Below are 9,531 nucleotides of genomic sequence, written 5' to 3'. Positions count from 1 at the left end.
CCGCTGGATGACCCGGCACACCGTGGCCGGCGAGACCCCGAACAGCGGTGCGAGCTGCCGCATCGTGAGGTTCGTCCGGTAGTACACGGCCACCAGCAGCACTCGTTCCGCCAACGGCAGGCACCACGGCCGGCCGATCCGCGGCCCGCCACCACCACGCTCACGCACCACCCGCAACAGCCGCTCGAACTGGCCCATCCGCAGACCCGTGAACGCCTCAACCCACAACGCCTCAACCCTCAACGCCCCACGCATACACAGGAAATGCCCAGTTCCGAGCGTTCTGCAACACGCTTTAAGGGCTGTCAGGTAGCCGGCGCCCGAGATTGCGCACCGCCCCGCGGAAGGCCCGGCCGACCCCCGCCCGCCCCAGCCGCACCCCGAACCGGAACAGCGCCCCGCCGTCCGTGGCGAACGTCCACTGCACGCGGGTCCCCGAGCCCGCAGGAGTGAGCCGCCACTCCTCCAACAGGGCCCGCATACCAGGGGCGTTGGTCTCGTCGGCCCGGTAGGCGTACCGCTCGCCGGGGTCCCGCGCCACGATCGTCTCGCGGAACACGGTGCCGCCCCTGAGCCGGACCACCCGGCCCGCGCCGCCGTCGACGGTCCGGATGTCCGTCACCGCGGTGAACCAGGAAGGCCAGGACTCCACCTCCTCGGCGAGCGCCCGGTACACCACGTCAGGAGGTGCGGAGACCTCGCAGGCGAAGACCAGGCGCAGCGGGGCGGAGTCGGCGAAGTCGAGTCCCACGGGGCGGAGTCGGCGTGCCACGGACGCACCTCCTGTGCTGCTCGCTGCGGACGGAACCGCGCACACCATAGCGGCCGCACCGCCAGATGTCCGCTGTCGTACGCGTCCCCTCTCGCACCTCTCATCGCACCGCGCTCAGCGTCCCGCCCGAGTGCAACCGGGCCGTCAGGCCGACCGGGGCGCTGCGCGGAGCGCGTACCGCGAGCGTCCTGCCGTCGGCGGAGCCGCGCACCGGGCCGCTCGCCTCGATGCGGATCACGGCCCTGCTGCCCGCCGCGAGCACGTACCAACGGCCCGATGGCGCCTTCCAGCGCGTACCCGCCAGGATGTGCTGCCCGAACCGGCTGCAGAGGGCCGTGTCACCGCGGTCGGCGACCACCGTGGCCGGGGTGGTGGGCGAGGCCCCCGGCCCGGCGAACTGCACCAGCACCCGTCCGGGCCCCCGCCAGGTTTCCGCCCTGGTGCACAGCCAGCCCGCCGAGGTCCGGGTCTCGGGCAGGGCCTGCTCGGCGAACTCCCAGTTGTTGACCGCCCGGACGCCACCGCCGCCTACCGCCCGCAGTGAACACGCCGTGCGCGCCCAGCTCATCAGTGCGGACGGACTCGTCGCCTCGCGCGGCTGCCGTGGCGCCGTCCCCTCGGCAGGCAGCGGGGTGTACGTCAGGTGCGCCGGGGCCAGATCACCCAGGTCGGTGAGGAGGAAGGAGTGCTTCTCCACGATGAGCTCCGACGAGCTCAGCTGGATCGCCGGCCAGGCATCGCACGAGCCGCCAAGTGCGGGGCGCGGTACGGCTGCCGTCACCCCGTCCCGGTCCACGCCCAGCGCGCGGGCCGGGACGCCCGGCGCGAGCAGGTCGCGCGTGGCGCTCCGTGCGATCCACGGAGCCAGGAGGAACCTGGCCCGGTTGCCGCTGCGGCTGATCACGGCGGCGGCGCCCGTGGTCACACCGGCGGCATCGGTCCGCGCGAAGTCCAGGGAGGGGCTGCCGGCCCCGGACAGCGGCTCCGCGTACCGCACGAGACGTACGCCGCCGTCGTGGAGGAGCACCACGGCCGCCCCGTCCACCTCGCCCGCGTACAGCAGCCTGGGCGGCTGCACGGGCGGCACCGTGACCGTGCCGGGGGTGGCGGAGACCGTCGCGGCGCGCGGTGCCTGCCTCCAGACGCGCAGGGCCCGCCCCAGCAGTTCCCGGTCATCGGTACGGGCGCCGCGGGCGGGCCAGGCGGTGAAGTCCAGGCGCGAGGTGTCCGCCCACTGCTCCGCGGCTGTCCGCATCAGCCCGGCCGGATCAAGCGCCGGGGCGAAGGCGGAGCGCCCGTCGGTCCCGGTTCCCGTGGAGCCGTCCGGCCCCCAGGCCACCGACACGAGGGCCCCCGCGACCGCACACAGCGCCATGGCCCCCGCCGCGGCCCGCGCCCGGTATCTGCGTCGCAGCAGGTCGCTGGGCCGCGTCTGCACCGTGCACGGGTCGAACTCGCCCGAGCGCAAAAGGAGTTCGGACACGGTGCTGTCGGTGCCCGTGGCAAGCCGGCCCGCGGAGAGCACCGCGAGCGCCGCATCGGCGGCGCCCGCCTGCGTGAGCAGAGCGCGGACCTCCGTGTCGGACAGCGCCTCCAGCATCCGGAGGGCGAACGCGGCGCGCACGGTGCCCGGCACCTGGGAGAGCGCCCGGTCCAGTGTCAGCTCCTCGACGCCGCCCGCCCGGGGGAAGAGCCGCAGACCCCAGACGGCCGGGATCGTCGGACGCAGCGCGGCCGGTGCGGGGAGCCGGCCGGGCCACCAGCGGGGCCGCCGCTCGTACGCCAGCGCGGTGCGCACCACCCGTAGCCGCATCCAGACGTACGCGGGAGCCTCCTGACGCCGCTCGGACCCCACGGCGCCCCTGCTCTGCGCGGGCACGCGCGAGAGGACGGGAACAGAGGGCAGCTCGGGGTTCGTTCGCGGACCGGGCAGAGCCCGCTGCACCGTGCCGTGCGCGGCGAGGACCCGCCGGTGCCGGCCCAGCGACGGCGGCAGGACGAGGTAGGCGAGCCGGACGAGCCGGGGGTAGTGCTCGACGAGCGCGGCCTCGGCCTGCTGCACGCCGGGATGCGCGCTGTCGCCGTCGGTCAGCTGCCGCGGTTGCTGCGGGTGGTGGATCGGCATGGAACCTGTGCCTTCTGAGCCGTAGGCGAGAACCGTCACACCGACAACGACTCGATCATGTGACGGTCACACCGCACACGGTTACGGGCGGTGGCCGGAGCCTCCTGCGAGCAGCCTGTCGAGGGCCCGGGTGAAGACCCGGCGGCCTGCGGAGGAGACCAGCTGATCGGCCCACCGGGGCAGCAGCCGGACGCCAAGCTCCTCCACCCACACCACATGGGAGCCGGAATCCGTCGGGTAGACGTCGATCGCCGCCCGGCCCAGCACCACGGAGCCGCGCTTCTCCAACTGGCACAGGCCCGCCCGTCCGGCCGCGGGCGGCGTCCACCTGACCACTTCCATCGGGTCGTCGAAGGCGAGCGGACCCACACCCGTCCGTGCCACGAAGACGGTGCCTATCCGGGTGGGCAGACCGGTGGGGACGGTCACCGACGTGAAAGGGACGGCCGCGCCGTGCTGCTCCCAGTCGGTCACCCGGCGCCAGGCCTCGGCGGCTGGGAGATGGGAGAAGCGCTCGATCCGGAAGACGGCCACACCACGATCCTAGGACGTCCGGGGCACGCCGCGAGCTGAGCGGAACCGCCGGCCAGGCCCTGGGGTCTCCCGTCCGGACCAGGCCGCCGATGTGCGTGCCGGACGCCGGGTCCGGCGTGACCGAACGGGAGCCCCTAGAGGTCCGCCTCGGCGGAACCGCCCGCCACCACGAGGTCCGCCAGGTGCTCCTCGATCTCCGCCCGCGAACCCGCCGGAACGCCGGCGTCGGTGACGAAGGTGTCCACCTCGTCCAGCGTGGCGAACGAACTCAGCCCCACCGTGCCCCACTTGGTGTGGTCGGCCACCACGACGACCCGCCGAGCGGCCCGCACGAAGCGGCGGTTGGTCTCGGCCTCCGCCAGATTCGGCGTCGAAAGACCGGCCTCGACCGAGATGCCGTGCACCCCGAGGAACAGCACGTCGAAGTGGAGCGAGGCGATCGCCTGGTCGGCCACAGGACCGACCAGCGAATCCGAAGGCGTACGCACCCCGCCGGTCAGCACGACCGTGGGCGCCCCCGCCCGGCTCCCGCCGTTGGCCGCCGTGCGCTGCGCACCGTGGAACACATCGGCGACCCGTACCGAGTTCGTCACGACCGTCAGGTCCGGCACGTCCAGGAGCTGCTGGGCCAGTGCGTACGTCGTTGTCCCGCCGGACAGCGCGATCGCGCTGCCGGGCACGGCCATGGCGGCGGCGGCCCGCGCGATGTCCTCCTTGGCGCGCAGCTCCAGCGCCGACTTGGCCTCGAAACCGGGCTCGTGCGTGCTCGTCCCGACGAGGGGAACCGCGCCGCCGTGCACCTTCTCGATGACGCCCTGGCGGGCAAGCGCGTCCAGATCCCGACGGATCGTCATGTCCGAGACGTTCAGCCTGCGGGTCAGCTCGTTGACCCTGACCCCGCCACGCTTGCGCACCTCGTCGAGGATCAGGGCACGTCGCTGCTCCGCGAGCAGGTTCTGATTCTCGCTCAAGGCCGGACCCGGTCCTTCCCACTGGTCGTACGGTCCCGCAGCGGCCTGCCGGACGTGCTCATCCTGCCACGCACCGCCCACGGCCGTACCACTGGGGAGATTCGGTGAGACCGGTGCCACGAGCGGTCCCCGTCCGCGATTCTGGTCACCTTGCACCGCCCGCGCGGCACCGCCACTTCCCCGCCGGCCCACGGGCCGCCCGGCCCAGAGAGCGAGTCACCGAATTGCCTCCTGACATCCAGCCCCCGCACAGCACAGGCGCCGCGCTGGAACTCCTCGTCCACGGTGTCGGGGGCGCCACCCCCCAGGAGATGCTGCGCGACCCCCGGACGACCCGCGTCACGGGTGACGCCACCGCCGCCATCTACCGGCGTACGGAGGACATCGCCGCCGACGAGGACCCGCGACGGCACGGAGACGAACCGGTCGCGGAGGCGTACTGCTGGTCCAACCTCACCTCGGGCAACGGCTCCCGCGCCCTGTGGCTGCTGCTGCTCCCCTTCATGGTCGTCAACCTCGCCCACTGGATGCGGCCAAGCGCCCCGGGCCGCACCCGGTCGGTCCGGCTGTACGGGCTGCTGGTGCGCCTCGTGGCCCTCAGTCTCACCGTGCTCCTCACCGCAGCGGCCTGCGAGGTCGCCCTCGACCTGACCGCCTGGCAGTGCGCGGGCGAACCGGACTGCTCGGGGCAGCGCTCCTGGCTGGGCTTCCTCTCGACGGCTCAGGACGGCTGGTGGTCACAGCCCGGCCGCCGGCTCGTCGTGGCCGCGCTCGTGCCGGCCGCGCTGGTAGGACTGCTCTGGTACCTGTCCAACCGGACCTGGAGCGCCTACGAGTCCCAGCGCCCGCTCTCGGGCGCCGAACCGGAGCGGACCGACGTGGACGACGCGGACGGGGCGGAGACCGTCTCCACCGACGCCCTCACCCCGCCCGCCGCACGCCCCGCGCTCGGCAGGCCCGGCTTCTGGTTCGGACGCCGTCTCGTCGCCCGGCTGCGCGCCGCGCACACCGCCGCCGGGTTCCTCACCGTCGCCGCCGCCGTGGGGGGAGCCGCCGCACGCCACGACCGGGCCGCCGACAGCCCCGTCCCGGGCTTCCTGGGCGGCGCGCTCGAAGGGGCACTCGTTCTGTGCGGCCTCGTCGTCGTCCTGGTCGTCTGCCGGCGAGGCCGCAGCGAACGCCGCCTGGACAACAGGATCGACCGCGCCGTCGTCACCTTCCTCCCCGGCGCCGCGCTGGCCCTGCTCCTCGTCAGCGCGGTCCACGCGTCCTGGTCACGCCCCGGCTGGGTGTCCCGGGGTGCACTGCCGGGGGAGGTCACCTTCCGGGTCCTCGCCATCGGCCAGGGCGTCCTGGTCATCGCCCTCGCCGTGGTCGCCGTCAGCCTCAGCACCCGCAGTCCCGAACCCCGGACCGCGCTCCGCGGCCTCGGCGGACCGGCCGTGGCCATGCTGGCCTGCGCGCTCGGCGGCGTCATGACCGGCGGTGTCGCCCAGCGCGTCGCCGACTGGCTCGACGGCTCAGGCACCCCCGGAATGGGCAGCGGTTCCGTCATCGAGGGCCCGCCCGTCCTGCTCAGCTGGCAGGCGTCCGTCATCCCCGTCCTCCTCCTGCTCCTGCTCATCCCCGTCCTCACGCTGATCGTCCGCACCGCGCGGAGCGCCCGCCGCATGGGCCCCGCCATCGAGGAGGAGTACGGCGAAGGACAGCCGGACCCCGCACGGACCCGGCGGATCGCCATGACGCGGGCCACCGCCGTACTCACCGACTCCGCGCCCCGGCTCCTCGGCGCGCTCTCCGGCGCCACGCTGCTCCTCGGAGCCGGAGCGGTCGCCGGATCATGGGCCACCGGGCAGGTGCCGGGACTGGCCATGGACGGATCCGCCCCCGTCGTGGAATCACTCGCCGAAGCCGCGCAGTCGACGGGCTCCTGGATGATCGGTGTCGGCTTCATACTGTTCGTCACCTGGGGCCGGCGCGCCTACCGCGACGTCTCCGCGAGGCGCACCATCGGCATCCTCTGGGACGTCGGCACGTTCTGGCCGCGCGCGGCCCACCCCTTCGCCCCGCCCTGCTACGCCGAGCGGGCGGTTCCCGACCTCTCGTCGCGGATGTCGGCCTGGACCGGACGCACCCGGGGACGGCTCGTCATCTCGGGGCACTCCCAGGGCAGCGTCCTGGCGGCATCCGCGGTCTGGCAGCTCCCCGACGCCACGCGCCGCCGGGTCGCGCTGCTCACCTACGGTTCGCCGATCGAGCGCCTGTACGGTCGTTGGTTCCCCGCCTACTTCGGCCCCGCGGCCCTGGAGGGACTGCACCGCTCCGTGCACTGCTGGCGCAACCTGTGGCGGCCGACCGACCCCATCGGCGGGCCGGTCTGCATCGAGGAGGGCGGGCGGTACGAGGTCGACAGGGGGCCGCTGAAGGACCCCCTGGTCTACGGCCGCACTCCCGAACTCCCCCTGCCCGAACCGATTCTGGGGCACTCCGACTACCAGGCGGACCCGGTCTTCGCGCAGGAGCGGGCCGCCCTGCTCGAACAGCTCGACGCGGTCCTGCCCCGGCAGGCCGAGGGGGAGGCTCAGGGCAGTTCGGGAAGATCCTCCGGGTAGAGCAGCGTGAGGTCGTCCGTGCTCGTCTCGGCGAGCTGGGCGACCCTCCCGGCGTGCCGTTCCACCATCGACTCGAAGGTCTGGCGGGCGGTGCGGCCGTTACCGAACGCGGGTCCCTTGGGCAGTTCCGTGAAGTACTTGAGCAGGGCCTCGCCGGTTCCGTCCGCCAGGCTGTACTCGTGCTCGTCGGCCTGCTGCCCGACGATGCGGAGCAGCTCCTCGGGGATGTAGTCGCTGAAGGTGATGGTCCGTGAGAAACGCGACGCCACGCCGGGGTTGACGGTGAGGAAGCGCTCCATCTCGTGGGTGTACCCGGCGACGATCACCACCACCGCGTCCCGGTGGTCCTCCATCAGTTTCACCAGGGTGTCGATCGCCTCGCGGCCGAAGTCGCGGCCGGAGTCCTCCGGCGACAGGGCGTACGCCTCGTCGACGAACAGCACCCCGCCGCGCGCCCGGTCGAACGCCTCCTGGGTCCTGATGGCGGTGGAGCCGATGTGCTCACCGACGAGATCGACCCGGGACACCTCGACGAGGTGGCCGCGCTCCAGTACCCCGAGGGAGGCCAGGATCTCCCCGTACAGCCGGGCCACCGTCGTCTTGCCCGTGCCGGGGGAGCCGGTGAAGACGAGGTGGCGGCGTACCGAGGCCGCCTTGAGCCCGGCCTCCTTACGGCGCCTGCCCACCTCGATCATGTCGGTCAGCGCCCGGACCTCGCGCTTGACGCTGTCCAGGCCGACCAGTGCGTCCAGTTCACCGAGGACCGCCCCGGAGTCGCGTACGGGCTCGGCCGGGGCTGCGGGGGAGGGCTCGGTGGGGTGTACTCGCTGGTCCGGCATCGCGCTGAGCAGGCCCGGCGTCGACTGGGTCGCCGTCAGCACGGCGGGCGGCGGGGTCCCGGCGGCGAGCAGCCCGCTCTCGTCGCTGGTGCAGTCGTCGACCACTGGACCGTTCCCGTGCCCGTCGGCCTGGGACCCGCCGCCCTCGGCGAATTCGTACCCTCCACGGGCGCAGCGTTCCGTCCGGCAGTGGCTGAGCGTGGTGCGGCAGCCGTCCATCACGTGGAACCCGTAGCCGTCGCTTCCGGTGACCCGGCAGCTGTTGAAGGTGCCGCGCCCCTCGGCGGAGACGTAGAAACCGGCCTCCGCGGGCGAGGTGACCGTGCACCGCTCGATGGTGGGGTCGGCGCCCTTGGTGACGATGACACCGGTCTGCGCGGCGTCGATGGTGCAGTTGTTCAGCGTGCCGCCGCTGCCGTGGTCACGGAACCAGGCGCCCGTGGACGCCTCCCGGATGCGGCAGTCGTCCAGCTGGGCGGTGGCCCCGTCGCTCACGGACACGGCGGTGTTGCGGATCTGCGAGAGGTCACTGTCCACCACATCGGCGCGCGAGCCCCGGTCGAGGACGAAGAGGGCGTCCGGCACGTCGTGGACGCGGCACGAGTCCAGTATCACCGTCGCGCCGTCGCTCACCCAGACCGCCGGGTAGTCGCCCGTGCTGTCGTGGATCTCGCACTGGTTGGCGTCCACCCGTGTGCCCGGGTCCCAGACGGACAGCCCGTTGCGGCCGAACCTGCGCACCGTGGAGCGGGTCAGTGTGAGGACCGAACGGGACCGCAGGTCGACCGCGTTCTCCGGGATGTCGTGGATGTCGCAGTCGGCGAGTGTCAGCACCGCGTCGGTGTCCAGAGTGATGCCGTCGGCGGCCGTGCGGTGCACCGTGCAGTCGGTGAGATGAGCGGTGCCGCGGGCCGTGATCTGGACCCCGCTGCCCTTGACCTCGTACACCTCGCAGCCCACGGCCTCCAGGGAACTGCCCTCGCCGGTCACGCTCAGCCCGGCGCCCGAGGTGTGGTGCACCCGGCAGCGTTCCAGCCGCGGGTGCGCGCCGTCGCGGACGGAGACGCCGGACTGCCCGGCGGCGACGATCTCGCACTCCTCGAACACCCCGCCCGCACCGTCGAGCACGGCGATGCCGACTCCGGCCGGGTTGTCGACGGTGCACCGGCGTACGGAGGGCCTGGCGGCGCCCCGTACCTCGATCCCGGCGGCCGACCTGGTCACGATCCGCAGATCCGAGAGCTCAGGTGTCCCCTCCTCGACGAGCACACCGGGCGCCGCCGAGTCCTGCCCCTCCACATGGAGGTCCTGGATGACGGCCGAAGCCCGCACGGTGAGGGGTACGCCGTCGGCCGGCGCGATCCGCACGGAACCGACGGACCCCTCGGGGCCGCGCAGCGTCACCGCGCGGTGGACCACAAGATTCTCCCGGTACGTGCCGGGGGCGACGGTGAGCACGTCGCCGTCGGCCGCGGCCTCCAGGGCAGCGGTGAGGGAAGCGTATTCACCCGTGCGGCGCCGCCATCGCGAAGTGCCGGTGTGCGTCACCTGGACCGTGCCCTGTGCCATGGCGCTGCTGTGCCCCCACCTCGTGCTGTGTGCGCTGCCTCGTGCCTGTCCGCGTCCTGTGCGATGCGCCGGTGCGGCCGCCGTTCCGGCAGCACTGAGTCCGGGTCCG

General features: G+C 73.3%; 7 protein-coding genes. 1 reads left to right on the top strand and 6 read right to left on the bottom strand.

All coding sequences use genetic code 11. The features are described 5' to 3' along the window. The 5 genes from AB0C82_RS32475 to AB0C82_RS32455 all read right to left on the bottom strand — a co-directional run. A partial coding sequence (locus AB0C82_RS32475; RefSeq protein ID WP_362849262.1) for a transposase family protein occupies nt 1–198 on the bottom strand: 198 nt, incomplete at its 3' end. A 97-nt stretch (nt 199–295) separates the two neighbouring features. Further along, nucleotides 296–772, bottom strand: coding sequence for an SRPBCC family protein (locus AB0C82_RS32470; RefSeq protein ID WP_362849217.1), 477 nt, complete (start codon nt 770–772; stop codon nt 296–298). 100 nt (nt 773–872) lie between these two features. After that, nucleotides 873–2,897, bottom strand: coding sequence for a hypothetical protein (locus tag AB0C82_RS32465; protein WP_362849214.1), 2,025 nt, complete (start codon nt 2,895–2,897; stop codon nt 873–875). An 81-nt stretch (nt 2,898–2,978) separates the two neighbouring features. Continuing rightward, nucleotides 2,979–3,431, bottom strand: a complete 453-nt coding sequence (locus AB0C82_RS32460) for an SRPBCC family protein (protein WP_362849211.1) — start codon at nt 3,429–3,431, stop codon at nt 2,979–2,981. Nucleotides 3,432–3,565: 134 nt separating this feature from the next. Beyond that, nucleotides 3,566–4,402, bottom strand: a complete 837-nt coding sequence (locus AB0C82_RS32455) for a DeoR/GlpR family DNA-binding transcription regulator (protein WP_362849208.1) — start codon at nt 4,400–4,402, stop codon at nt 3,566–3,568. Nucleotides 4,403–4,713: 311 nt separating this feature from the next. Between AB0C82_RS32455 and AB0C82_RS32450 the strand changes: the two genes are divergently transcribed. Further along, entirely contained in the window at nt 4,714–7,014 is a 2,301-nt protein-coding gene (locus tag AB0C82_RS32450) for a hypothetical protein (RefSeq protein WP_362849260.1), read from the top strand. On the opposite strand, the gene AB0C82_RS32445 is transcribed toward AB0C82_RS32450, so the two are convergent. Continuing rightward, nucleotides 6,984–9,422: a right-handed parallel beta-helix repeat-containing protein gene (locus AB0C82_RS32445; RefSeq protein ID WP_362849205.1), complete on the bottom strand. Its 2,439-nt coding sequence runs from the start codon at nt 9,420–9,422 to the stop codon at nt 6,984–6,986. The genes AB0C82_RS32450 and AB0C82_RS32445 overlap by 31 nt on opposite strands. Nucleotides 9,423–9,531: the final 109 nt, after the last annotated feature.

This window comes from Streptomyces sp. NPDC048560 (assembly GCF_040650955.1).
In the GTDB taxonomy this organism is placed as follows: Bacteria; Actinomycetota; Actinomycetes; order Streptomycetales; family Streptomycetaceae; genus Streptomyces.
The sequence above is the reverse complement of the archived record's forward strand: the minus strand, read 5'-3'. Positions and strand labels throughout refer to the sequence as shown.

Excerpts from the sequence above, each read along its gene's own strand:
- AB0C82_RS32445 (WP_362849205.1), bottom strand. The coding sequence starts at position 9,422 with ATGGCACAGGGCACGGTCCAGGTGACGCACACCGGCACTTCGCGATGG.
- AB0C82_RS32465 (WP_362849214.1), bottom strand. The coding sequence starts at position 2,897 with ATGCCGATCCACCACCCGCAGCAACCGCGGCAGCTGACCGACGGCGAC.
- AB0C82_RS32450 (WP_362849260.1), top strand. The coding sequence starts at position 4,714 with ATGCTGCGCGACCCCCGGACGACCCGCGTCACGGGTGACGCCACCGCC.